Here is a 24192-nt window from a genome sequence, read left to right on the forward strand (position 1 = left end):
CGCGATGACTGAGCTGTCGAATGTGCCGGTCACGGCACTCAAGGGCGTCGGCGAAGCCATGGCCGAAAAGCTGGCCAAGGTCGGCCTGGAAAACCTGCAGGACGTGCTGTTCCACCTGCCCCTGCGTTATCAGGACCGTACCCGCGTGGTGCCGATCGGCGCGCTGCGCCCCGGCCAGGACGCGGTGATCGAAGGCACCGTCAGCGGCGCCGACGTGGTGATGGGCAAGCGCCGCAGCCTGCTGGTGCGCCTGCAGGACGGCACCGGCGGGCTCAGCCTGCGCTTCTACCATTTCAGCAACGCGCAGAAGGAAGGCCTCAAGCGCGGCACCCGCGTGCGCTGCTATGGCGAAGCCCGTCCCGGTGCCTCGGGGCTGGAAATCTACCACCCGGAATACCGCGCCATCAGCGGCGATGAACCGCCGCCCGTGGACCAGACCCTGACCCCTATCTACCCGCTCACCGAAGGCCTGACCCAGCAGCGCCTGCGCATGCTGTGCCAGCAGAGCCTGGCCCTGCTCGGCCCGCGCAGCCTGCCGGACTGGCTGCCGCAAGAGCTGGCGCGGGATTACCAGCTGGCGCCGCTGGACGATGCGATTCGCTACCTGCACCACCCGCCGGCCGACGCCGATGTCGACGAGCTGGCCCTGGGTCACCATTGGGCACAGCATCGCCTGGCGTTCGAGGAACTGCTGACCCATCAGCTGTCCCAGCAGCGCCTGCGCGAAAGCCTGCGCTCGCAACTCGCCCCGGCGCTGCCCAAGGCTACCCGGCTGCCGGCGCAGTACCTGAAGAACCTCGGCTTTCCGCCCACCGGCGCGCAGCAGCGGGTCGGCAACGAGATCGCCTACGACCTCAGCCAGCCCGAACCGATGCTGCGGTTGATCCAGGGCGACGTGGGCGCCGGCAAGACCGTGGTCGCCGCCCTCGCCGCCCTGCAGGCGCTGGAGGCTGGCTACCAGGTGGCGCTGATGGCGCCGACCGAGATCCTCGCCGAGCAGCACTTCATCACCTTCAAGCGCTGGCTTGAGCCGCTGGGACTGGAAGTCGCCTGGCTGGCCGGCAAGCTCAAGGGCAAGAACCGCACGGCGGCCCTGGAACAGATCGCCGCCGGCGCGCCGATGGTGGTCGGCACCCACGCGCTGTTCCAGGACGAAGTGCAGTTCAAGAACCTGGCGCTGGTGATCATCGACGAACAACACCGCTTCGGCGTGCAGCAGCGCCTGGCCCTGCGCCAGAAAGGCGTGGGCGGGCGCCTGTGCCCGCACCAGCTGATCATGACCGCCACGCCGATTCCACGGACCCTGGCCATGAGCGCCTATGCCGACCTGGACACCTCGATCCTCGACGAACTGCCCCCAGGCCGCACGCCGGTGAACACCGTGCTGGTGACCGACTCGCGCCGCGTCGAGGTCATCGAGCGGGTGCGCGCCGCCTGCGCCGAAGGGCGCCAGGCCTATTGGGTGTGCACGCTGATCGAGGAATCCGAAGAGCTGACCTGCCAGGCCGCGGAAACCACTTACGAAGACCTGAGCAGCGCCCTAGGCGAACTGCGGGTCGGCCTGATCCACGGGCGCATGAAGCCGGCGGAAAAGGCCGAGGTCATGGGCCAGTTCAAGGCCGGTGAGTTGCAACTGCTGGTAGCCACCACGGTGATCGAAGTCGGCGTCGATGTGCCCAACGCCAGCCTGATGATCATCGAGAACCCCGAGCGCCTGGGCCTGGCCCAGCTGCACCAGCTGCGCGGTCGCGTTGGTCGGGGCAGCGCCGCCAGCCATTGCGTCATGCTCTACCATCCTCCCTTGTCGCAGATCGGCCGCCAGCGCCTGGGCATCATGCGCGAAACCAACGACGGTTTTGTCATCGCCGAAAAGGACCTGGAACTGCGCGGCCCCGGCGAGATGCTCGGCACCCGCCAGACCGGCCTGCTGCAATTCAAGGTCGCCGACCTGATGCGCGATGCCGACCTGCTGCCGGCCGTGCGCGATGCCGCCCAGGCCTTGCTGGAGCGCTGGCCGCATCACGTCAGCCCGCTGCTGGAACGCTGGCTGCGCCACGGGCAGCAATACGGCCAAGTGTGAGCAGCGTCTCAGTTAAGGGGCGAATGCCCCGATCAAGCTGGTTATACTCCTGAAATTGTTTGAAAACGGATACAGACCATGACAGAAGTTGCCCTCGCCACCGCAGCCCCGCACGCTCCGTCTGTAATCCGGCTGCTGCTCGGCAAACTGGACATCGGCTTCACGGAAGTCCTCGACCACCCGGGCCTGCCAGCCGCGCGCAAGGTTCAGGCGGTCCTGCTGGATGATGCCGTCGGCGCGCTGATGGTGCTGTTCCCGCAGAGCCAGTTGCTGGACCTCAATCGCCTCGCCGAACTGACCGGCCGCCGCCTGACCGCTGTCTCCACGGAACGCCTGGAGCGCATGCTCGGCAAACACAACCTGAGCCTGCTGCCCGGCCTGCCGGCGCTCACCAGCTCGCCCTGCCTGTATGAAGAAAGCCTGCTGCGCGAGCCGAACCTGCTGATCAACTCCGGCGAGCCGGGCCTGCTGCTGGAAATCACCAGCGACGCCTTCAAGAGCATGCTGAGCAAGGCCAGCGCCGGCAACTTCGGCGAAGCCCTGAGCAGCATCCGCCCGAACCTCGACCGCCCGGACGACGACCGCGAGGAAATCACCCAGGCCATGCAGGCCTTCACCGCCCGGCGCATCCAGCAACGCCTGGAAGCGACCATCGAGATTCCGCCGCTCGCCGAAACCGCGCAGAAGATCATCAAGCTGCGGGTCGACCCCAACGCCACCATCGACGACATCACCGGCGTGGTGGAAACCGACCCGGCCCTGGCCGCGCAAGTGGTGAGCTGGGCGGCTTCGCCCTACTACGCCTCGCCGGGCAAGATCCGCTCGGTGGAAGACGCCATCGTCCGCGTGCTGGGCTTCGACCTGGTGATCAACCTGGCGCTGGGCCTGGCCCTGGGCAAGACCCTGAGCCTGCCCAAGGACCATCCGCAACACAGCACGCCGTACTGGCAGCAGTCGATCTACACCGCCGCCGTCATCGAAGGCCTGACCCGCGCCATGCCCCGCGCCCAGCGCCCGGAATCCGGCCTGACCTACCTCGCCGGCCTGCTGCACAACTTCGGCTACCTGCTGCTGGCCCACGTCTTCCCGCCGCACTTCTCGCTGATCTGCCGCCACCTGGAGGTCAACCCGCACCTGTGCCACAGCTACGTCGAACAGCACCTGCTGGGCATCAGCCGCGAGCAGATCGGCGCCTGGCTGATGCGCTACTGGGATATGCCGGACGAGTTGTCCACCGCCCTGCGCTTCCAGCACGACCCGAGCTATGACGGCGCCTACGCCGAATACCCGAACCTGGTATGCCTGGCCGTGCGCCTGCTGCGCAGCCGCGGCATCGGCTCCGGCCCCGTCGAAGACATCCCTGACGCCCTGCTCGAACGCCTCGGCCTGTCCCGCGATAAAGCCGAAGACGTGGTCAGCAAAGTCCTGGAAGCCGAAGTGCTGCTGCGCGAACTGGCCTCGCAGTTCAGCCAGCACTGACACCCAGAAAAAAGCCCCGCTCCCGTAGGAGCGAGGCTTGCCCGCGATCATCTTCCGGCTGGTATACAGCTCGCCCTCAAGCCTTCGGCTTGGCCTTCTTCGGCTTCAGGTACTTGGTCAGCCCCTGGAACCAGATCACCAGCGCCGGGTTGCCCTTGATCTGGATCGACTTGTCCTGGATCCCGGTCATAAAGGCCAATTGTTTGTTCTTCGCCTGCATCGTGGCAAAACCATAGGCCGCGTCTTTAAAGGCAATGGCGAACGCCGGCTCGGGATAGACACCGGACTTGCTAGTAATCCGCTGATCCTTCACCCGGAAATGCCGCGCCACCTTGCCATCCAGCGTCTGCAGCTGGAACACCAGTTCCTTGTCACCCAACTGCTGCTGGAACGCAGGATTGGTCCGGCTGGCCTTGCCCATCAACAGCCCCATCATCCACAGCAGAAAACGAAATTTCATGCGCAAAGCCCCAAAGAAAAAATGAACGGCTGGCGCAGTGTAGCGGCTTCGGAAGGGAACGCCACCGTTATGCAGCGTTAGAGAAAGATGAATGTCTTTTTAGCGAAAATGACCACCAAGTCACGCACTCTGTAGCCGCTGCCGAAGGCTGCGATCGAGTGCGCAGCACTCGCCAGCGGACCACATAACCAACACTATCGCTGCTCCAGGCACTTGCTGTACGCCCGCGCAAAACGCTGGTCATAACTCAGCACCACCGGCTCCTCAGGATCCACCGAGAGATCCAGCAACGACCCGTCGTTCACCCCATACTTCACCCACCCCAGCGTCCCCGTCCCATCCGTATCGAAAAACACCTTGGCCTGAACCGTCTCGCCGTCATCCTCGTCGATCAGCAGATTGGCCTTCTCTTTGGCCACCTCCCGAAAGGGAAAGTTACTGCTCCTGACCAGCTCAGTGAGGTAACCGTAACAACCCTCTCCCGATTCCTGGCCTTGCGCTGAGCAGGTCATGATCGGCAGCAGCGCGCCGAGCAAGACACCAGCGCCGAGTCGGCTCATACGCTTTACAGAGAACAGGCCTTCAAATGCGTTAAAGGAAGGGTGCTGAATGACAAACCTCATGGATTTTTCCACCTTAAACAAGAGGACCTTCGACTAGTAAATTTCCCACTTACCTACCATGTGGTTTTGTGACGCATAATTTTGGCACATTGCTTTCATAATACGTACTACTCAGAACCTTCTTCAGGCTATTCAACTTCAGATTTAAAAACTCATCGCCACAGGCTGGAACCAACTCTTTAAAGGACTCATCGGCTGATTGATAAATAAAAACCCTATGTATCGTATAGGTGCCCATTCCATCATCGACATACCAAATAGAAAAATCTTTGAGCCCATCAAAATTGAAGTCATTTATTTCGACATTGAATGTTTTTTCAGTCTCGAATGAGATCGTTTCGGTTATCGATCGACTCTTGCCCTCCGAGGTCACAGTTAGGTTTGCTCCATCCTGGACAAGAGTTACATTGACTTCTTTATCTGGGCTAAACGTCGTTGGCTGAGCGAGCGCCAACGCACTCCAGAGTAGCAAGGCCACTGCGACGAAATAATCTTTAACTCTCATTTCTCTCTCCCATCAGAAAAGCCATGAGCTACTTCCACTCCACACTCAAGGCCTTTCATACTTGACCTTCTGTGCAAAAGCACTCTCATCTACCAGATCCCGCTTACTGACACCGAATTTTTCTATCAGCTCATCGCGAGAACCGAACGATCCAAAGGAACGAAAGGAATTACTATAGACATAGTTAACCAACTTACCATCCATGGAGTAGTAGCCATGCCATTCCGGGCACGCCCCACAACCGCTGTAGCCGCCGATGGAAACCAGACTGCCCTTGCTACCGTTAATGCAAGCCATCGAGACTACAACATTAGATAACATAGCTATGTGTTTACCGCTTTTGGTGAGCTGCGATACTTTCTGCATTTCTCGCTGGGTCTCTTTACCGCCAATTTTAATCACCTGACCAGTACAAACAGGTAACCCGGCCTGAGCTTGATCACTTTCAACGGCTTCATTTTCACAGTTCGATACAAGCTCGACTTTCACACCGGAACACTCCAAAGAGTCGTGCTGAATGTATCCACTTCCTGATGGTGAGGCAGCCATAACCGGGAGACAAAAAATTAACGCTATCAAAGAAGTTAAGATTCTTCTGACAAGAAACACCACACGCCACATCACAGAGCCAAAAACGACATCCACATTCTTTGGAATATAACTTTTACCCAAAAAGCTCTGGCTCACCATACTTTCACACCTAAGAACACCGAACAAAAGAAGCACACCCAATACTATATTCCGCACCCAAACCCATACATTTTTAGAACTTCAGATTTTCCACGGTAAGAAAACTCAACCTCGACATCCCTATCGTCTGACTCCTGATACTCTGAAACATTGTATTTTCTAAGCACCTTGTACGAGAACTTTACTCCTTCACTTTCTGAGCCATAATTTCCAAAGTCCTCTCCTCGCCCACGGCTCATCAGCTCAATGATACTGCCACTCAATTTCAAATAGAGAAAATCCTCTATTTCAACAGCAGCTAAAGGCGCGTCTTCACTCATACCAACCAGACTATATTGGCACCTGTAATTTTCGTCCTCGTGCGCCTCATTAAATTTCTGCAGTGCTTCTTCATAAGTAATAGCTTTGAAACTGTCACCCACTGCATTTTCCTTAGTGCATGATACCTCACTTAAAACAAGCACAACCAAAAACAAGCTTCTCATTAGTGCTTTTGAAAACACCCACTCAGATAACATACCGCCCCGACCTTCACTCAAACAAAAAGACTCTTAAAAACAAAGAACTTTCTAGAAAAACAGTGAACCACCTGATAACCACTCAGAAAATTGGCATCTGGAAACGCATCCTGGATAAGCACCTGTCACTGACTTCACCATAAATTTTCTGTGCCATTGCGCAGTTGCGTTGAGAGTAGTCAGACCAGCTCGGGCCAAAATCCACATCCCCCTCCATATGCTTAACAGCCTTGGCATAATCCATGGCTTGTTTATTCACAATAGATACCGCCTTATAGAATCCATCACCAACAATACCAGTCCGAAGATATATAATTTCACCTACACGAAAGCCTTTCAATCGGCCCCTCTTGACCGGAAGACTCTTCATCTACATCAGCACATTGTTCGTCTCTCAAACGGATCCAGTTCTTTTGCGTGGAAACCAAGTCAGCCCTAAGATCAGGGCTCAACTCAGCAGAAAGAGCTTTGTACTGCTCATTCAGAACCTTATCGATTTTCGAGAAAGAAGCTTGAGAGCAAAGTTCTATATCTGAGTTCGATGTAGTACTAGCGTCACAATGGGCGCCTGCCACTGCAATGCTTGCGAATATTATCAGGCATCCCAGAAGCGCCATACGGCCATCTATTCTTATCGATTGCATTTCGCTCCCTCCCTGTCAAAACACGATCTATGGCCAGCTAAGGAGTGCCGTGGGCACTTCTCAAGTACTTCCAAATCGCCCAACTGAAAATAGCTCAATAAACATCAGGCAAGATTTTGTCCAGATAAACCGAACGCTCCAAGCTCATCCTTGCAATACAGTTACTTATAGTTGTCTCATAAGCAGGCTTGCCAACCTCTATCTCAAATGCTTCAAGCGGACAGTCAGTATCCCGTAACTTTATCCAGAATCTCTGAGACTCTTTCAGTTTCGCGATAAATTTTTCACCCTGTGCGGGATCCATTTGGTATTGAGATTTAACCCTAGCCATCAGCTTTTTGTAACTAATATTCAATTGAGAGTCCGCCGACTCCATTGCAGCCTTCGCGCACATATCAATCTGCTGACTTGCCACTATATTTTTACAGTCCAACGGATCGGCAGACACTGAAGTGCTCAACAGCAAAGCACTTAATAAAATAATTTTATACATATCCTCCTTACTACTCCTTTTTAACAACGCTGGTGCATACTTCTAATCTTATCTACTACGCCCAGAGGATTCTGCTTGATACGGCGATGGAGGAGCATGGAGAACGCTATCGGCTATTACGCTTTCACAAAAGCCAAAGCCCTCCCCTCCAATCATATCGTCTCAATAAGAGTCGTTGCGCACGGAAACCAATAAGCTAATTTAGGCGTTCCTCAACTCGCTTAGGAATTTCACTTACCCCGCCCTTCTTCAACATTAACGCCCGATAGGCAACATAATACGGCTTCGCTTCATCATGCTTACCCAACACCCAAAGAGAGTCCGCAACATTAAGCTTCAATGACACTCGATCAGGAGCCAAGCTTAATAACCGATTGTAAATCTGCATCGCCAGCAAATGCTCGCCGCCCTGCGCAAAATAAAATCCTATGTCGTTATATTCAGAGATACTTTTTTCTGGTGGATAGCACGCCATATAAGAAGATACCCCCATAAAAAGCGAATCTCTCAACGAATCCGAGCGAGACTCATTTGAAGGCACATCAACTACTTCAGATAGTAAATATTGCGGAGACATGCCTTCTTTAGAAAAGTAAAAAATCTCCCCGGTAGTAATTTTCCATTTCTGCCCCTGCCATGCTCCATCACATTGAAGTGCTGAACCAACATTCTTGACACAGCCAGTTTCCAACGATACTGCGTCACAGTATGACTGCGAAGAAATTATTTTATTACCTTCCTCGTCGGTTACCTCTCCGGCATTTGTTCGTTGAACCATCACATATCTTTTGTCGGGGGAAACCATATCTATGTTTGAACTAACTACGATACCCTCTTCTGAAACTGCCATCTTGCTAGGAACCATATATATATTAAATTCACCTGCGGCACCTTTATATTTTATGTCACTCCAACCTCCATATTTCTCATCAAAATTTCTGAACTGCAGCATACCATCGTTGCCCCCGTTGATTTCCAACGGCTCCGTATCTGCATGACTCAAGCGGGCGAACAGTAGAATCAGCAGCGCAACTATATAATATTTATTAAACATTCAATACCGCCTCTATCTTGTTATATCTATCCGCTAGCTCCGTCATTTCAGGATGACCAGGCCCAATTATGTCCGTAGGATCATGAAAAGTTGCCTAGCGATACAAACGAAATATTTGTGAAACGCTACCAAGTTGATCACTGGATGAATGTAGGAAGACGCCAATTTAGCGGCGCGATGATTCCTATTTGGTTCGCGACGAATAAAAGCTTTTCCTGAAGACGCCATCAAAATCCACTGAGCCCCAAAAAACACATCGTCATAAAATGCGGTAATCCTGTCGTTGCAGCTGCCCAGCCTCCCCGCTATCCTTCCGCCGTCGCTGCAAAATCAGCGACCGGGCCTGGAAACCCGATGAGTAAACGGCGCAGCAGCGCCAACTATCACGATTGCTGGCGTTTTTTTGTGCCTGGCTTTCTCGTGCTATGGCGGCTGTGCGCGGGAGACCTTCGGGTCTGCCGGGTTCCGTTTACTCCGGTTTTCCAGCCCGCGCATAGCTGCCACCCTTTCGACTGTAAACGAAACGGCAGCTCAATTCAGTAAACGGAGTTACTGCCATGTACATCACCCGTCAGTCCAAGATCCACCCTCTGCAAGCAGTAGGAGGTGAGCAATGACCACCTCTATCAAAACCATCGGCATCGTTACCTTCGCCGACTGCGGCGAAAAAGAACAAAGCCTGTTCCGGGTTAATCCGGATATTCCCGTTCAAGAAGCCTTGGAGCATGCTTCCAACCTGTTCTACTACGCCAAAAAACTCATGCTCGATGCGGCAATGGAGGAACAAGGAGAGCGCTACGCTTGGCCGGCTTATTATCTGTGCGAAATGGGCAAAGCGGTGGTGGATGACCTTTCTACTGCAATGCTCTCTGACGTAACCACCACTCAAGAGCACGCCTAAATCAGCAAGCAAAGGGCGACTCAACGAGTGCCGCCCTTTACTTCCTTGCCGCTACACCTTCTTCTCGGACGACTTCATATTGCCGACCTGATTCGCCAGCATGTCTTTCCAACTTCCGGGCTTGTCCTCGTCGTTGGCAGCTTTCGCCAGCATTCCAGCCAATGATCCCGCATCCTTGTTGCGTGCCGCCTCCACAGCCTCCAGAGCCTGGTGCGCCACCAGGATTTTCTGCAACGCAGGTGTGTTGGCAGTTGCTTCGCTCAATGGCAACAGTGGCGGTAATGCCGCGACCTTGGCCGTGACGTCTCCCGGTGTTTTAGTAAAAGCTCGTAGCGAATCCAAGTTGTTCATCATCGGTAGGGCTATGCCAGTGACAGGGTCGAAAGCACTGATTTCCGGCAGACTGACTTTACCTGTGAGAATTGGGCTGACCGCAGTCATCAAAGGTAATGCCAGTAGCATTCGAGGGTCACGCTTCTTGATGCTCAAGCCAATACTGGCCACGGCAATACCCAAGCCTATTACACGTCCTGCTGTCACTATTGGTGAAAGTTGCTTATTGGATTCGTTATCAAAATGTACCAGTCGAATACGGAAATAGTCAGTGAACGGCTCACGGGGACCAAGCCCCGATGTATTCATAAACCATGCGCGAGAGTCATGCACTTGGTCATCGAACAATGCCACTAAGTCTTCCTGCCCCTTACGAGGCTTATCTGGAGCACTGAATATCTCTTGATAACGTTTAGTACCGTTGTCATGCAGGTAATTGTATTCCTCGGCCTCATCTTCTTCGTTAATTGCATAGACCGTCCCCCCCACCAACATATCGACAATTAAGCTTCCGTACTTCCAATCATCGACAATTCCCCACTCCTTAAAATAGTCACGGCGAAACTCTGCGGCTGCACCGAGTAGCTGAGCCTGATCCAGCGGAGGATCGAACGCCTTTTCCGTACTAATGCTATCCACTTTGTCTTGGCCTACAAGTTGGACATTCGCCTGATATTCCTTTTCCTCCTTCTCTGTATATGTTGGCAGCGGTTTCCCTTGAGCAGCAGCGGCATCCTTGGCTGAATGACGCTTGTAGATTGCCTCCCAGGCTTCCTGTTCGGCCTTAGGCATGTCCTTTTCCACATTTGCGAAGAAACCGCGTTGAGCCAGACCGCCTGCATAGCGATCAATACGCCAAGCGGTAATCAACGCATGCTCGCGCCTCATCATCTCGTCCATCGTGCCGGCTCTAGCTTGGGACTGCCAAGCATTGAAACGTGTTACTAATGTCGAGCTAAAGTCGAATTCGTTTTGCGTGATGTCATCCATCCCGCGGTAGGCTTCATGAATATCTGTAATAAGAATACTTTTTGGAACTTGCAATGGTGCTCCAGCCTTGAATGCCTCCGCATACAAATGATGTAAAGCAATCTGCGAAAGTAACTCTGCCGAACCTCCCATAGCCTTCCCTTGATTCCCTGGCGAATAACCTCCTCCGACATCAGAGTGCACACCAGGGTACAGATACTCTTCAGTACCATCACGATAACCAGATGCCTGTTTAGAGTCGCGTTTACCTTGAGCATTTTTCGGTCTACGCCGAATAGAATCTAAAGGAAAGCTTGCACGTTGCTCGTGTGCTGAAACCAAATGCACACACCGCTTCAAATAGTGACAATCATTTGGAAGTGCTGTGTCCATGCACTGTGCTAACACTTCATCAGGCAGACGCATTGTGTCGTCTGCCCACCCCATATGACCAGCAGCGAACGGCATACTGTCAGCCATGCCTACAGCAGCCACTGTGTCGCAAATACCAAGAAACTCTATAGAAATTGGAAGACCGGCGAAACGGTATTCTGTTTTACCAGAATCTCCTTGCACACGAGTCAGTACTTGTAACCAGTTCGCAAATGTACGCGCTTGTGCTGCACCACGAGAAAAGCCATAGACATATAATTTTATTGCTAAAATATGTGGCTTTTCTTCTGACTCAACACGTTTATCCAGAATTTTTTCTAATTTGGATATTTCATCTCCCATAGTTGCAGCGCGTTTCTTCTCACCATTCTGAAGCAATCCACCACTCAGAAAAGTAATTGTACCAGTCGCCATAGACTCCACGAGTTCTTGCGTCTTGGGTAGATCGAGCCTAGTACCTTCCAATGTCTGTTTCAATGCATCGATTAATCGAGTGAGCCCCCAGTTGATGCGACTCTCACCACCACTAGCAAACATCAGCCCACTATCACTGGGGGCGTACTCACCAACATCTGGGAATACGGTTCCTACACCAGGACTGTAATAACGGAAAAAACCCTGCTCTTCAGCTGCAACTCCACCAATACTGGCATGAAAGATTCTTGCAATATTACTACAGGACGACGGAATCGAAGCTCTGTCAGCCTTATCGTTATTATTAGTTCCATCAAATGCGATAGTAATGTGCAGAGTCTTACAGCAAGGCATCCCGCTATAGGCTTCTCCTTTAGCCTGTAGCTTTTTACGAAGTTTATTTCCGAAAGCAACCTCACCACGCCTCTGTATGGCAATATTCTCTGAAAGAGCCTTAGCATCGCTGGGAAGCCGGCCATCTTGAGGAAATTTGGGTGCAATCAACGCCGCACTAGGAGACGGAGAAACGTCTTTTCTTAATGACTCGGACATACCGCCGGCTCCTTAATTTTGAAATATTCTTTGTCAGGATAGTTAGGATTGGACGGCGTAAAGCATGTTGTAGATACCTTAACCTGATCGCAAGGAAGGAAATGAACCTGCAGCGCGCAAACTTTTTCCCCATACTGGGGGATATCTACGACTACTTGATGGCGAGTAAATTTAGCAGCGTGCTTTCGATATGCCTCTCGATAAGCATCTGTTCCAAGCGGAGGCCAATTTACTGACGCGCCAGCATTAGGATCCTTTTCCCACTTCACGATTGCCTTTAATCCCGGGTTCCATTTACGAGGAATTACACTGCAGCAAACCTCACCACCGCCCCCCAGATTCGGCCCCAAGTTTGGTCCACCTGCTCCGTTAATGGTGAACTGATTGATAGCAGCAGAGGTATGGTTATAACCAGTTACTGGAGCAGATAACATTTTTGATTCAGCTTGACAGGCACTTACTGTCACTACCCCCAAAACCAACAACGAACAACGAACTAAATCAAAAATATAAAATCGACCTTGGACATGCACATATGCCCCCGATAAAAAGCCATTTTTTCTGAGCAAGAAAAAGTACGCCATAATCTTATTTATAATTAAAGTACACATACCTTCGGCCCCTCCATGTTCATCGGGTAGTTATAGGGATAACCCGGAGAGCCGGGTTTAATATTGTCAGCAGAAACACGTACTTGGTCGCACGGAAGAAAATGCACTTTCAAACTCCCTGCTACAGCGTACCGGGGGATTTCAACCGTAACCTTGTGACGTGAGTAGTTGGCGGCGTGCCGTTTGTAGTCCTCAGTATCAAGCTGGCCATATTGGTCTCGCTTGATGTAGCCGCCAGGATCAGGATCCTTCTCCCATTCAACAATCGCCCTAAGCCCCGGCACCCACTCCCGAGGAACAAGACCGCAGCAAACTTCGCTCCCTCCTCCTTGATGAGGCCCCAAATTCGGCCCTCCAGCACCATTGACCATAAAACGGTTGATCGCCGCAGAAGTATGGTTATAGCCAGTCACCGGCGCGCCCAACATCTTGGAAGGGCTCTGGCAGGCGGTGATCATCAATACGCTGCTTACGCCCAACAACAGCCGTAACACCAGGCTGCAGGCATTCCCCTTTAAAGACCGGTTCATATCAACGGCCTCGGCGGCTCGTCGATGACGAAAGGCGAATTATCCAGCAGCCACTCCTGGATAAAGGGCTGCCGTTCTTCCGGTTCCTTGAGGCCTTTTTTATTGGCGGCCAGTTGGCTGTGGAACAGGTGGCGAATCAAGCCTTCCTTACGGCTCATGCCGTAGTCCTGCGGAGTGGCGCAGCGTTCGATGCGGTAGTTGTCGGCCTCGGTCCAGGCCAGCAGGTTGGCCACTTGCGGGTGGTCGAACATGAAGGGTTCGATAACCGGTGGCGGGGCGTGGCGCACGTAGTTGCCGGGCAGGCTTTGGGTTTGCTGGTCGCGGTCGAGCCAGTGCCAGACGATGACCGGGGTGTGGAAGGCCTGGCCTTGAGCCGGGGTCAGGGTCTCGCACACTGGCACGAACATGCGCGGGTCGTAGTAGCGCAACACGCCTTCGGAGCGGCCCTGGTTCCAGCGCGCCTGGGTGCAGCTGCGCAGGTGCCCGGCCAGGGCTTCGAAGCTCCAGGGGCTGAACAGCGCCAGCACATGCTGATTGCAGTCGACGGCACTGATGAAGGTTTTCAACCAGGGTTTCTGCGCCTTGTTCACCCGCAGCAGCAGCGGGCCGAAGTCGGCGATCGCCACTTCCGGGGTGTTGTCGAACAGCTTGGCCAATGCCGGTGCGTCCGGCTGGTTCGCCAGCTCTGCCAGCAACGGGTAGTCGAGGCTGGTGGCGTCGATCAGCAGGTCGATATGCTCCTGGCCCAGTCGTTGGGCTTCGTCCCATAACAGCTCGTGCCACTGCGGATTGCTTGCGTACATGTCAGGGTCCTTTAGCGTGCCGCCAGGGCTTGGCTGTTACGTTTGGCCCGGGCCAGGCATTCCTTGCACACCGGTGGCGGTGGCATCGGTATGTTGCTCGGCGCAACCACCGGCAGATCACCGGCCACATCCTTATCCGCCGCCCCCGGCAACGTCGGCGGCTTAATGCCGATCCCGGTACCACTCCCCGGCGAGCCCCCGGCATTGATCTTCACCACCGGCCCCACCACCGTGACGCCGCCGGCATCAAGCTTGATAAAACTCCCCCCGGCCTTGATCGTCAGTTCGCTGCCGGCTTCGATCACCATCTTGGCCCCAGCCTTGAGGTGGATTTCCTGGCCGGCTTTGGTCAGTTGCGCGGTGCCGAGTTTGATGTGCTGGTTTTCGCCCACGGTCAGGTGGTCGTCGACGCGGGTTTCGGTCTTGCGGTCGGCGTGGGTGATGCGGTGTTCTTCGGCCTTGAGTTCGGTGTAGGTGTTCTTCACCACGGTGTCGTGGCGTTCATGGCCGATGCGGATTTTCTGGTCGTGCTCGATGTTTTCATCCCAGTCGCGCTGGGCGTGGATGAAGATCTGTTCGGCGCCTTTTTTGTCTTCGATGCGCAGTTCGTTGTAGCCGGCGCCGCCCGGCGAGCTCATGGACTTGAACACCGTGCGGGTCTTGTTCGCCGGCAGGGCGTAAGGCACCGGGTGTTCCTTGTGGTACAGGCAACCGGTGATCAGCGGCTGGTCGGGATCGCCTTCGAGGAAGGTCACCAGCACTTCCATGCCGATGCGCGGGATGACGATGGCGCCGTAGCGATCGCCGGCCCAGCTGGAGGACACGCGCAGCCAGCAGCTGGTCTTGTCGTCGGCCTTGCCTTCGCGGTCCCAGTGGAACTGCACCTTGACCCGGCCGTACTGGTCGCAGTGGATTTCCTCGCCCTTGGGCCCGGTGACCACCGCGGTCTGGCTGCCCAGCACCCGCGGTTTCGGGTGGTTCAGGGCCGGGCGGTAGAACACCTGCCAGGGCGTGGCGAGGAAGCGGTTGCGATAGCCCTGGTGGAAGTCATCCTTGTTGTCGGTGGTGTCGCTGGTCACCGACTCTTCCAGCACCTGTGGCTGCTTGCCTTCGTGGACGATATGGGTCAGCAGCCACAGGTCGTTCCACTCGCTGCGCGGGTGCTCGGACAATTCCAGGAAGTGGCCGCTGACCAGCCGTGTCTGGTCGCCCCAGCCTTCGGCCTGCTGGTAGTCGGCGCGGTGGCGTTCGAGGGCGCGCTGGCTGAGGAACTTGCCGCGCGCACGGTCGGTGAAACGGCCCGGGTAGTCGTAGTCTTCCAGGTCCGGTTCTTCGCTTTCAGCCTCGGGTTTATAGGCCGCTTCCAGTTGCAGGCGCGGTTTCTCGAAGTCGTAGTCGCGGCGGGTGGTGCGGCTGGTGCGGGTTTCCAGGCGCAGGTTGAAGCCCTTGATCACCGGCTCGTCGGCGACCATGCCGCTGCCCTGGATATAGGCGGTGGGCTGGCCAAGCTTGGGGAACACCGTCTGGTCGTCGCCGAACACCAGCAGGTGGCCTTGCGGGCTGTGCTGGAAGTGGTAATGCAGGCCTTCCTCTTCGCACAGGCGCTGGATGAAGTGCAGGTCGGTTTCGTCGTACTGCACGCAGTAGTCGCGGTCCGGGCACGGGGTGCCGAGCTGGAACCGGTAGGCGTTGCCCTGGATGCCGTGCTCTTCGAGGATCAGCGCGATGATCTTCGGCGCCGACATTTGCTGGTAGATGCGCTGGTTGGTGCGGTGTTCGAGGTAGGCCAGTTGCGGCACCAGCGACACCTTGTAGCGGGTCAGGCGCTTGCCGGCATCGCCCTGGGCCACGCGGTAGATCTGCCCGTGGATGCCACTACCTTGCGGATCAAACGCTAGAAAAGCCTGCTTGTGCAGCAGCGTCTCCAGGTCCAGGTCGGGGTTCTCGCTGACCAGCTCCAGATCGAAACGGAACGGCTGGCTGATGCCTTCGATCCCTTCGAAAGACAGCACCTGCAAGTCACCCTGGAAGTCGTCGACCGTCAGGCTGAAGTGGGTTTCATTGGAAGGATTGAACATATCTTGCTCCCTGTTCGGTGGTCATCCGTTACGCCGATGGAACCAGCGTTGCAGCCAGGACGAATCCGCGCGCATGGCGTCGCGCAATGCTTGGGCGCAGATGGTGCGTTGCGCCGCGTCGAAGGCCAGCGCCGCGCGCAGGGCTGGCCAACAATGTCTGGGAAGGTTCTTGGGTGCCTGCAGCGTGCGGTCCAGGCGTTCGTCGCGGGCCTGGGTCGACGGCAACCGGCGATACGGGTGCTTGCCACAGGCCAGCTCAAAGATCACACAGGCCACTGCGTACAGATCGGCGCTGGCCGACAAGGCCCCGCCCTCCAGCAATTCGGGGGCGGCATAGCCGGGCGTCCAGGCGTTGAAGCGGCTACGGCTCAGCTGCGGTAGGCCAGGCAGCACGCCCTCCTCGGCCTGGCTCAGGCCGAAGTCGAACAGCCGCACGCCGTCTTCGCAGAGCATCACGTTGCTCGGCTTCAGGTCGCCGTGCAGCACACCGCGCGCGTGGCTGTACGCCAGGGCATCGAGCAGTGGCCGCACCACATCGCGCAGCTCTTTCCATGGCAGGCCCAACGGCCGCTCGCAGAGCAGTTTGTCCAGGGTCAGGCCGCGCATCAGCTCCATGGTGATGAAGGCGCGCTGGCACTGGGTGTCCACCTCGAAGCTGTGCAAGCGCACGATGTTCGGGTGGCGCAGGCGTCGGGTCAGGGCGAACTCGCTGTAGAGCAAGGCGCTGGCATCCGGCGTCTCGGAGAATTCTTCGCTCATGACTTTGAGCGCTATGTAAGGGTCGGGATCGCCGAACTGCTCATGCAGCAGGTCCCGCGCGCGGTAGACCGCGCCCATGCCACCGGCCCCGAGCAGGCGCTCGAGGCGGTAACGTCCGGCCAGTACGTCCGGCAGCCCACCCACAGGCGCCACGGCCTTGGCCTTGGAACGGGAGCGGTTCCTGAAGCGATTGCGGCCCTTGCCCTTGGCCTTGGGTGCCACGGGACGCGGCGCCTCATTGGCCTTGGCGAAGGCGAAATAGGTCAGGTTGCTGGCCTCTTCCTCGCTCATCAGGATGTTATCCAGACCGGATTTGAGATCACTCATTGGCGGATCACCACGGCTGTCAGGTTGTCCCGGGCCGAGCCGCGCAGGGCGCCGTCGAACAGGCGCTCCAGCGCCACCTGCGGCGAAGCCAGGCTCAAGGCGTTGCCCAGCGCGTCGCTGGTCAGCCCCTGGTACAGGCCGTCGCTGCACAGCAGGAAGGCATCGCCGGGGTAGACCTGCAGCTCCAGCACATCCAGGGTCAGCTGCTCGCTGGCGCCCACCGCCCGGGTCAGAGCATTGGCCGCCGGATGAGCCCGCGCCTGCTCGACGCTCATCTGCTGCTCGTCGATCAGTTGTTGCTGCAGCGAATGGTCCTTGGACAGCTGGTACAGACGCTGCCCGCGCCACAGGTAACAGCGGCTGTCGCCGGCCCAGATGCACGCCGCGCGGTCGCCTTCCAGCAACAGCGCGACCACGGTGCTGCCCATGATGCTGTCGTGGCGCTCGGCGGTGACGGTCAACTCCTGGCCCAGGCGCCGGTTGAGCCAGTGCAGGCACTGGCGCAAGCCCTTGAGCCGCTCGTCGAAACTGTCCTGCGCCGGCAACTCGGCCAGGCTGGCGACGATCAACTGGCTGGCGATGTCGCCACCCTGATGCCCGCCCATGCCGTCCGCGACCACCCAGAGCCCCTGCTCCGGACAGTCGAGGAAGGCATCTTCGTTGCGCGCCCGAACCTTGCCCGGGTCGGTGCGCGCAGCGCTGCGCCAGGTACTGGCAACCAGCATCAGAGCTGCACCGGCATGCGGAAGGTGCGCAGCACGCCCATGTCGAACGGGTTCGGCGTGCGTTGGCTCATCAGCAGGTAGTTGGCGCGCAGGCCGCCCAGGTCGGCCTTGAGCACCAGCACGTCACGGCCGGTCAGGTACTCGGTCTGCATCAGGTCGAACAGGCGGAACAGCGACCAGGGGCCGGTGTTCTTTTCAATGCCCACCGGGCGCCCGGCCATCTTGTCCAGCACCAGGCTGGTGCGGCCGTCTTCGGCGTCGGTCGGCCACTTGAAGGACACCGGCACGATCGGGCCGTGGCGGTATTCCATGGTCTTGTCGCCGAAACGGAACTCGGAGCGGCTCACCGCCGGGTCCAGGGTGTAGGGCTCCAGCTTGAACTGCACCTGCGGCTCCGCCGGGTTCTCCGAGAAGAAGCTCTGGCGGATCACCTGGGCCGCGGCCATCTGGTCGAGGTAGACCTTGGACATCGGCAGGCTGTGGCCGTCGATGCTGCGCAGGCGGTAGTTGCCCGGATCGCCGCTGACGAAAGGCCGCATGTAGGTTTCGAAGAAGCGATCGGCGATGCCTTGCGCCTTGAAGAACTCGCGGAAGTCGCTGATGGCGACATCGCTGGTGCTGTGGGCGCTGAACGGATAACGCTTGCTGATGGCCTTGCCGTAGAAGCTGTACAGCTCGCTCTGGTAACGCTGGTTGAGGTACTGGTAGGAGTCGTTGAGCACCAGGCGCCAGGTGTCTTCCGCCAGCACGTTGAACCACACGCTCACCGGACGCGGCAGGCGCACCGAGGCGTTGCGCAGGCTGCTCAGGGCATCGCGCTGACCGCTCATGCGGGTCTTGGCCATCTCGAACGCCGCCTGCTCGGGCGCGCTGGCACGGGCCAGGCCGGCCAGTTGCAGTTGCAGGTCGTTCAGCGCTTGCAGCGCCGGCGTCAGGTCAGCGGCCGGGCCGTTGTTGTCGTCCAGCAGGCGGTGCAGCGGTTCGAAGCGACGTTGCAGCGACTTCTTCGCGGTGTCCGGCAGGTTCTTGGCCAGGGCTTCCTGGGCCTTGCCCGCGGCAGCCGCCGCGACCTTGCCCAGCGCCCCGCCCTTCTCCGCGGCCTTGTCCGCCGCGGCGGTCACGTCTTCGGCGCTTTCGGCGATGGCCTGGAAGCGGGTGTTCTCGCGCACCTCCACCAGCAGTTGCAGCACCGGCGAGTTGGCCGAGGTCAGGCCGGCGACCTGATCGGCGCCTTCGCCAGCGTCGTTGAACGGTTGCAGGCCGACCTGGCCGACCGCTTCGCTCCAGAAGTTGGCGTAGTCACGGAAGTACAGCTGTTCCAGCTCCACCATCAGGCGGCGCAGGTCCATGCCGCTGATGCCGCTGCCTTCGCCCAGCACCCAGTTGTCACGCAGGATATCGGTGACCAGCGCCGTGCCCTGGACCGAGAAATACTGCTGGTAACCCTGTTGGGTGTAGAAGCCCGGGATCGCGTAGTCGGTGCCGACGAACAGGCTGCCTTGCGGCCCCAGATGCTGGCTCAGGCGGTACTCCGGCAGGCTCCGCGCCTGTTCGCGCAGCACGCGATAGACCACGTTGGCCAACGACTCGCTGCGCAGCACCTGGCGCGCCTGGGCCACCAGCGTGTCGTTGAGCGGGTAGCTGAACGGCAGCTTGAGCAGGCGTTCGAAGTGCGCGTTCAGGCCGTTCTGCACCGCGGTGTTGCCGGCGTAGCGTGTCGACCAGTCGCTGGCTACCCAGTCCTTGAGCCAGGACGGATCGCGACGGTCCTGCATGTTCAGCATCAGGTACGCCCGCAGGCTGTTGAGCAGGCGGTCGCGGTCGCGCATGTTGCTGCGGATCTGCCCTTCCAGCATCTGCGCCACCCGTGGCAGCAGCTGCGCTTGCAGCTCACGCTCGTAGGCGCTGAGCACCACCGGGTTGCTTTCCTCGCCCTGGTACAGGCCGACCCGCTCGTGCAGCGAAACGTCGCCCTTGGCCGGGAATACCTTGGTGGCTTCGAAGCTGGTGTCGAGGGGCTTGAGCGCCGCCATCGCGTCGTCGCGGGCGGTCAGCGCGGTGCGCTGCTGGTTCCAGTTCTGCGCCAGGGAGCGCAGGTTTTCCAGGCGCTCGTAGTTGGCGGAAAAACCACCGGCCCAGAGCAGGCCGAACAAGGCCAGGGCCACCAGCGCGCCAACGTACAGCGCACGCTGGCCCCAATGGATGCGATTGCGCTCGCGCTTGTCCAGGCCAGCCAGGTCGGCCTCGGGGAAAATCACCCGGCTCAGCAGGTGGTGAATGAAGCGCGAACGACCGCTGCGCAGGGTCGGCAGCACACCGGCCGCCATGCCCAGGCTGGCGCCGATGCTGGCGGTGTCGGGGTCGAGTTTTTCCGTCAGGTGCGGCGCGCTGGTCAGGTAGAAACCGCGCAGCTGGCTGGCCCGCTGGTAGCGGTTGCCGGTGAACGCCATGTCGACGAACAGGCACAGGCGCTCGCCGATCTGCCCCAGCTGGTGCGGGAAGTCGAGGATGCGGCCACGGCGCTGGGTGTCGCGCTCCTGGTGCATGCGCATGATCACCTGGCTGTTCAGGCGGCGCAGCAGCTCTTCGAACTCCTGGCGCAGCACGGCGACGTCGGTGCCGTTCTGTTCTTTGCGGAAGCTGGTGCCGAGCACCTGATCGCTTTCCTCGCGGCTCAGCTGGTCGAAGAACTCGTCGAAGCCGAGCAGTTGGTCGGCCTTGCTCAGCACCAGGTACACCGGCACGTCGACGTGCAGCTTCTGGTGCACGTCCTGCAGGCGCGCGCGGACCTGGCGCGCCAGGGTGTCGAGATCCGGCTCGTTGCCGCTCAGCAGCAGTTCCACCGGAATGGTCACCAACACACCGTTGAGCGGACGCCCGCGACGGCGCTTGCGCAGCAGGTTGAGCAAGGTGCTCCAGGCGCTGCCGTCGACTTCCGCGTCGGGCTGGGTCAGGTAGCGGCCGGCGGTGTCGATCAGCACGCCGTGGTCGGCGAAGTACCAGTCGCAATGCCGGGTGCCGATGGTGTCGCGGGTCAGCTTGCGGTCGATCTTGTTGATCGGGAACTCAAGGCCCGAGAAGTCCAGCAGGCTGGTCTTGCCGCTGCTCTGCGGACCGATCAGCAGGTACCAGGGCAGGTCGTTGCGCCAGCGCTCGCTGCGCCCGCGGTACAGGCTGGAGGTCTTGAGGGTGCGCATGGCTTCCTTGAAGCGGCTGCGCAGCTCTTTCTGTTCCTCGTCGATCAGCTCTTCACGGCGCAGGCGTTCCTGGCCGTCTTCGCTGTCTTCCATTTCTTTCTTGCGGATCCCGGCGCGCCAGCTGACGAAGACCATGGTCAGGCCCCAGATCAGGAACAGCACGCTGATGGTCAGCAGGCGCGAGGTCGCGCTTTCCCAGAACTTGTAGTCGTTGACCGCCAGCAGCGGCCCGACGAACCACACCAGCAGCGCCACGAACAGCACCAGCAACAGCGTCCAGACCCACGTCTTGCGCAGGAAGGCGCCGACTTTCTTGAAGAAGTTTTTCATCACACGTCCCTGTATTACGGCTGGGGCTGGACCACGGCCGGGTCAAGCTGCTGATAAGGTTGCAGAACGGTCTCGCGCTGCTCGCCCAGAACCCAGGCGAACCCCGAATACATCACCACCAGGCAGACCACCGTGAACAGCGCGACCATCCACCACGGCACGATGCGCACCAGGCTGCGGCGCTTGTCGTGCAGGCCTTCCCAATGCGGCGACAGCTCGCGCGGCACGTCGCCACGCAGCTGGCGGATCTGCCGGTACAGCGCATCGCGGATGCCTTCGAGTTCGAGCATGCCGCGGGCCATGACCCGGTACTTGCCCTCGAAGCCCAGCGACAGGCACAGGTACATCAGCTCCAGCATCGGCAGGTGCTTGACCGGGTTCTTCGACAACCGGTCCAGCAGCTGGAAGAACTTCTCGCCACCAAAGGTCTCGTTGTGGAAGCTGCTGAGCAGGCTCATCTGCGACCACTCGCTTTCATTGCCCCACGGAGTGGTGACCACCGCCTCGTCGACCACGGTGCACAGCACGTAGCGGGCGGCCATGACCTGGCTGCTTTCGGCGCCGTTGTGCAGGGCGCGCACCTCGAACAGTTTCAGGGCCGAGGTCAGCCGCTCGTTGAGCGCGTACAGGTCTTCGCGGGTGTCGCTGTGCTTGAGGCGCACCACTTCCGACAACAGATCGGAGGCCGCCGCCACCAGCGCGTTCAGGCTGATGTTGAAGGCCTCGGCCGGGCGCAGGCGCGCGGCGTAGATCATCCGTTCTTCCAGTTGCTCGAAGCGTGGCGGCGCGGCGAAATCGGTCAGCGGACTCTGCGCCGGGCCATGGCCCTGGCGATCGAGCAGGACGGTCTTGTCGTCCTGGTTGTGTTCCATGTCCTTGATCATGTCGGTCAGTTCCTGATGGCCCAGAATTTCAGTTCAAGCTCGGCGAATTCGCCGGACACGTGGAAGGCGAAACCACCGGAACGCTCCAGTTGCGCCAGGTCTTCGGAACTGAGTTCGAGGATGAAATAGGTTTTGTTGGAGTGGAACGCGATCTGCCGTGGCGCCACCGGCAAGGGTTTGACCTTGATCCCCGGCAGGTGCAGGTTGACCAGCTGGCGAATGCGCTCCACCGGGCCGACCTTGAGGTGCGCCGGCAAGCGGTGGCGCAGTTCTTCGGAGTCGCAGTTGGCACTGGCGGCCAGGACGAACGAGGCCGAACCCAGCAGCTTGTGGTCGTGCAACGGCGACACGATGATCCCGTACTGGCGCGCCTGCAGCACCAGCTCGATGGCATGCTGTTCGAGCACCATCGACAGCACCTGGCGGATCGCGTCCATCAACTTGCGAAAGCTCGCGCCCTGGTCGCTGTGCTGGTAGCGGCTGTCCAGGCGCGGCCGCTTGCTGTCGCTGGCGAAGGTCGCCAGATCGCCAAGCATGGTCAGCAGCGTGCGGTACAGCTCTTCCGGGTGCACCTGCTCCAGGCCCAGGTAGTGGCGCAGCAGCAGTTCGGTGCGGTTGATCAGTTGCAGCATCATGAAGTCGCCGACTTCGGCACCGCCGACCTTGCCGTTGGAACGAATCCGGTCGGCAATGGTATCGCCGCGGTGGCTGAGCATGCTGATCACTTCCTTCAGGCACGACAGCAGGTAGCTCGAGGCATGGGCGTGGATGAAGGTCGGCACGAAGTCCGGGTCGAGGCTGATCACCCCGTCGGGCGTGGTGTCGAGGACTTCGCAGAGCTTGAGCTTCACATAGGCCTGGTCGCTCTGTTGCTCGCCGAGCAGCAGGCGGAAGTCCGGCCGGGCGCAGCTGACCTGGCTGCTGGAATCGTCGCCGGCGTTGGAGTCGGCCACTTCCGCCTCGTAGGCGGTGTAGCGCGCCAGCACATCGGACTGCTCCGGACGGCGCGACTCGATGTGGTTGCCGGTCACCAGCGGCAAGGCCAGGTAGACCGGGGTGTTGCCGGTGTTCGGCGGTACGTCGAGGGCCAGCGGCTCGGTGTTGCCACCCAGCTCGAACAGGCTGCCGTCGGGCAGGATGCCGGAGGCCTGGCTGATCACCAGCTTGCCCATGTTGAGGAACTGCAGGTCGATCTCCAGGCTCAGGAAACCCCAGGAATAACTGCCCAGCAACTGGGTGCGGGTTTTCATCTGGTAGTCGTAGTAGCGATCGTTGTGCTGGAAGTGCTGCGGGCGTAGCAACATGCCTTCCTGCCAAATGACTTTATGCACGTTCATGATTACTTGTCCGCCTTGGCGAGCGTTGCATTGCTGGTGCGGATACCGGCCTGGTCGAGGGTCAGGTCGGCTTCGGTCAGTTCCACCGGAGTGAGCTGCACCACATAGCGCCACTGGGTTTCCGACAGGTCGCGGTAGGCCGCCAGCACGCCGACGTAGCGGCTGCCTTCTTCGACGCTGAGCTTGAGTTCCACGGTTTCACCCGGGCGCAGTTCCAGTTCTTCGCTGGCCACCATGTCCGGGGCCAGGGACTCCTTGGCGCGCTCGTAGAGGCTGAAGAAATCAGCGTTCTCGAAGGCCACCGGATGCTTGAGCTCGATCAGCCGCACCACGATCGGCGACGGACGACCGTTGAGGTCCGGGTTGAGCTGGTCGCTGGCGGTCAGCTTGAGGTTGAGCTTGGTCATGGTCGAGTACGGCGACAGCGACGAGCAGCCAGCGAGCAACGCCAGGGCGGTCAGCGCAGCCAGCGTCTTGAGTAACAGGGTCGAGCAGCGAGACAT

Annotated in this window: 23 protein-coding genes; 3 read left to right on the forward strand and 20 right to left on the reverse strand. The window is 58.5% G+C overall.

Features of this window, described 5'->3' with window-relative positions; all coding sequences use genetic code 11:
* Window positions 1-4 precede the first annotated feature (4 nt).
* Both recG and PVZ78_RS13000 read left to right on the forward strand, forming a co-directional pair.
* Window positions 5-2080: an ATP-dependent DNA helicase RecG gene (gene recG / locus PVZ78_RS12995; RefSeq protein WP_025807008.1), complete on the forward strand. Its 2076-nt coding sequence runs from the start codon at window positions 5-7 to the stop codon at window positions 2078-2080.
* Window positions 2081-2158: 78 nt separating this feature from the next.
* Window positions 2159-3559: an aminoacyl-tRNA deacylase and HDOD domain-containing protein gene (locus PVZ78_RS13000; RefSeq protein ID WP_063433402.1), complete on the forward strand. Its 1401-nt coding sequence runs from the start codon at window positions 2159-2161 to the stop codon at window positions 3557-3559.
* 76 nt (window positions 3560-3635) lie between these two features.
* On the opposite strand, the gene PVZ78_RS13005 is transcribed toward PVZ78_RS13000, so the two are convergent.
* The 9 genes from PVZ78_RS13005 to PVZ78_RS13045 form a co-directional block, all read right to left on the reverse strand.
* The gene (locus tag PVZ78_RS13005) at window positions 3636-4019 is read right to left on the reverse strand and encodes a hypothetical protein (protein WP_009051576.1); all 384 of its coding nucleotides are present in this window, start codon (window positions 4017-4019) and stop codon (window positions 3636-3638) included.
* A 194-nt stretch (window positions 4020-4213) separates the two neighbouring features.
* Complete coding sequence (locus PVZ78_RS13010; RefSeq protein WP_273828772.1) at window positions 4214-4642, reverse strand: hypothetical protein; 429 nt, start codon at window positions 4640-4642, stop codon at window positions 4214-4216.
* Window positions 4643-4691: 49 nt separating this feature from the next.
* Entirely contained in the window at window positions 4692-5147 is a 456-nt protein-coding gene (locus PVZ78_RS13015; RefSeq protein ID WP_081359422.1) for an XAC2610-related protein, read from the reverse strand.
* A gap of 45 nt (window positions 5148-5192) precedes the next feature.
* Window positions 5193-5873, reverse strand: coding sequence for a hypothetical protein (locus tag PVZ78_RS13020; RefSeq protein WP_273828787.1), 681 nt, complete (start codon window positions 5871-5873; stop codon window positions 5193-5195).
* 8 nt (window positions 5874-5881) lie between these two features.
* Window positions 5882-6355, reverse strand: coding sequence for a hypothetical protein (locus tag PVZ78_RS13025; RefSeq protein ID WP_146218504.1), 474 nt, complete (start codon window positions 6353-6355; stop codon window positions 5882-5884).
* Window positions 6356-6437: 82 nt separating this feature from the next.
* Window positions 6438-6695 carry a hypothetical protein gene (locus PVZ78_RS13030; RefSeq protein ID WP_273828790.1) on the reverse strand — a complete coding sequence of 86 codons (258 nt, stop codon included), beginning with the start codon at window positions 6693-6695 and terminating at the stop codon, window positions 6438-6440.
* Window positions 6673-6999: a lysozyme inhibitor LprI family protein gene (locus tag PVZ78_RS13035; RefSeq protein WP_337960403.1), complete on the reverse strand. Its 327-nt coding sequence runs from the start codon at window positions 6997-6999 to the stop codon at window positions 6673-6675. The genes PVZ78_RS13030 and PVZ78_RS13035 overlap by 23 nt, the downstream gene beginning before the upstream one ends.
* Window positions 7000-7093: 94 nt before the next feature.
* Window positions 7094-7492, reverse strand: a complete 399-nt coding sequence (locus PVZ78_RS13040; protein ID WP_273828773.1) for a lysozyme inhibitor LprI family protein — start codon at window positions 7490-7492, stop codon at window positions 7094-7096.
* Window positions 7493-7688: 196 nt separating this feature from the next.
* Window positions 7689-8546, reverse strand: a complete 858-nt coding sequence (locus tag PVZ78_RS13045) for a tetratricopeptide repeat protein (RefSeq protein WP_273828774.1) — start codon at window positions 8544-8546, stop codon at window positions 7689-7691.
* 613 nt (window positions 8547-9159) lie between these two features.
* On the opposite strand from PVZ78_RS13045, the gene PVZ78_RS13050 reads away from it, so the two are divergent.
* Window positions 9160-9447 (forward strand): DUF3077 domain-containing protein, encoded by a 288-nt coding sequence (locus PVZ78_RS13050; protein WP_273828775.1) that lies wholly within the window; start codon window positions 9160-9162, stop codon window positions 9445-9447.
* 51 nt (window positions 9448-9498) lie between these two features.
* On the opposite strand, the gene PVZ78_RS13055 is transcribed toward PVZ78_RS13050, so the two are convergent.
* From PVZ78_RS13055 to tssJ, 11 genes are read right to left on the reverse strand one after another with little or no spacing between them, the layout of a single operon-like run.
* On the reverse strand, window positions 9499-12108 hold the full coding sequence (locus tag PVZ78_RS13055; RefSeq protein ID WP_101283990.1) for a T6SS phospholipase effector Tle1-like catalytic domain-containing protein: 2610 nt from the start codon (window positions 12106-12108) through the stop codon (window positions 9499-9501).
* A complete protein-coding gene (locus PVZ78_RS13060) occupies window positions 12093-12719 on the reverse strand; it encodes a DUF3304 domain-containing protein (RefSeq protein ID WP_226303220.1) in 627 nt (208 codons plus the stop codon). Before PVZ78_RS13060 ends, PVZ78_RS13055 begins: the two co-directional genes overlap by 16 nt.
* Entirely contained in the window at window positions 12707-13249 is a 543-nt protein-coding gene (locus PVZ78_RS13065; RefSeq protein ID WP_273828776.1) for a DUF3304 domain-containing protein, read from the reverse strand. The genes PVZ78_RS13060 and PVZ78_RS13065 overlap by 13 nt, the downstream gene beginning before the upstream one ends.
* Window positions 13246-14052, reverse strand: coding sequence for a DUF4123 domain-containing protein (locus tag PVZ78_RS13070; protein WP_038574694.1), 807 nt, complete (start codon window positions 14050-14052; stop codon window positions 13246-13248). The genes PVZ78_RS13065 and PVZ78_RS13070 overlap by 4 nt, the downstream gene beginning before the upstream one ends.
* Window positions 14053-14063: 11 nt before the next feature.
* Entirely contained in the window at window positions 14064-16130 is a 2067-nt protein-coding gene (locus PVZ78_RS13075; RefSeq protein WP_273828777.1) for a type VI secretion system Vgr family protein, read from the reverse strand.
* A gap of 21 nt (window positions 16131-16151) precedes the next feature.
* Window positions 16152-17216: a serine/threonine-protein kinase gene (locus PVZ78_RS13080; RefSeq protein ID WP_063433405.1), complete on the reverse strand. Its 1065-nt coding sequence runs from the start codon at window positions 17214-17216 to the stop codon at window positions 16152-16154.
* Entirely contained in the window at window positions 17213-17941 is a 729-nt protein-coding gene (locus PVZ78_RS13085; protein WP_007930264.1) for a PP2C family protein-serine/threonine phosphatase, read from the reverse strand. Before PVZ78_RS13085 ends, PVZ78_RS13080 begins: the two co-directional genes overlap by 4 nt.
* Entirely contained in the window at window positions 17941-21468 is a 3528-nt protein-coding gene (tssM, locus tag PVZ78_RS13090) for a type VI secretion system membrane subunit TssM (protein WP_273828778.1), read from the reverse strand. Before tssM ends, PVZ78_RS13085 begins: the two co-directional genes overlap by 1 nt.
* Window positions 21469-21482: 14 nt before the next feature.
* Entirely contained in the window at window positions 21483-22352 is an 870-nt protein-coding gene (icmH, locus tag PVZ78_RS13095; RefSeq protein WP_007930266.1) for a type IVB secretion system protein IcmH/DotU, read from the reverse strand.
* A gap of 5 nt (window positions 22353-22357) precedes the next feature.
* Window positions 22358-23689: a type VI secretion system baseplate subunit TssK gene (gene tssK / locus PVZ78_RS13100; RefSeq protein ID WP_007930267.1), complete on the reverse strand. Its 1332-nt coding sequence runs from the start codon at window positions 23687-23689 to the stop codon at window positions 22358-22360.
* A gap of 2 nt (window positions 23690-23691) precedes the next feature.
* The gene (gene tssJ, locus PVZ78_RS13105) at window positions 23692-24192 is read right to left on the reverse strand and encodes a type VI secretion system lipoprotein TssJ (RefSeq protein ID WP_009051585.1); all 501 of its coding nucleotides are present in this window, start codon (window positions 24190-24192) and stop codon (window positions 23692-23694) included.

It is taken from the genome of Pseudomonas sp. SBT1-2, assembly GCF_028640875.1.
Lineage (GTDB): Bacteria > Pseudomonadota > Gammaproteobacteria > Pseudomonadales > Pseudomonadaceae > Aquipseudomonas > Aquipseudomonas chlororaphis_I.